At 69.4% G+C, this 801-nt stretch carries 1 protein-coding gene and 1 pseudogene; both read left to right on the top strand.

The window, feature by feature from the left end; translation table 11 throughout:
* Positions 1–26: 26 nt before the first annotated feature.
* Positions 27–233 (top strand): annotated as a pseudogene (locus tag CCL05_RS47700) (poly(ethylene terephthalate) hydrolase family protein); the annotation flags it as partial.
* Entirely contained in the window at positions 226–696 is a 471-nt protein-coding gene (locus CCL05_RS42985) for an RICIN domain-containing protein (RefSeq protein ID WP_086565888.1), read from the top strand. The pseudogene CCL05_RS47700 and the gene CCL05_RS42985, both read left to right, overlap by 8 nt.
* The last annotated feature ends 105 nt before the right edge of the window (positions 697–801 follow it).

Here is an 801-nt window from a genome sequence, read left to right as displayed (position 1 = left end):
ACCTGTCCAGCCTGCGCGTGCCCACGATGATCATGGGCGCACGGGACGACGGCACGGTCACCCCGTCCTACCTCGACGGCCTCTACGCCGGGATGCCGGCCGCCACGCAGAGCGCCTACATCGAGCTCACCGGCGGCGGCCACGGCTTCCCCACCTGGGGGAACTCGAACGTGACACGTCGTACGATCCCCTGGCTCAAGATCTTCCTCGACAACGACACCCGCTATACCCAGTTCCTGTGCCCGTCACTGGCCGACCGCACCGGCGTCTCCCGTTCCCAGACCAAGTGCCCCTACGTGCCGCCCGGCACGACCACTCCGCCGCCGAGCGGCCGGCTCCGGCCGCTGCCTGGACGTACCGAACGCGTCGCAGACCAACGGCACCCAGGTCCAGCTGTGGGACTGCTCGGGCAATGCCCACCAGAAGTGGGCGCGCACCGACGCCGGGGAACTGCGCGTGTACGGCAACAAGTGCCTGGACGCCGAAGGGGCCGGAACCTCCCCCGGCACACGGGTCATCATCTGGGAATGCCAGGGCGGGCAGAACCAGCGCTGGAACGTCAACGCCAACGGCACCATCACCGGCGTCCCATCCGGCCTGTGCCTGGACACGGACAACGGCGGTACGGGAAATGGCGCCCAGACCGTCCTGAGAAACTGCAACGGCGCGTCCACCCAGCGCTGGACCCTCCGATAGCGAGGACACACCCCGACCCGAGGCAGGAGGCGGAAGTGCCGCCCAGCGCAGGGCACTTCGGCCGTCGCAGGCATCCCTGTGGTTCGGACACCCGGCCGAGCCGGT

The organism is Streptomyces africanus, from assembly GCF_002150735.1.
Lineage (GTDB): Bacteria > Actinomycetota > Actinomycetes > Streptomycetales > Streptomycetaceae > Streptomyces > Streptomyces africanus.
The sequence above is the reverse complement of the archived record's forward strand: the minus strand, read 5'-3'. Positions and strand labels throughout refer to the sequence as shown.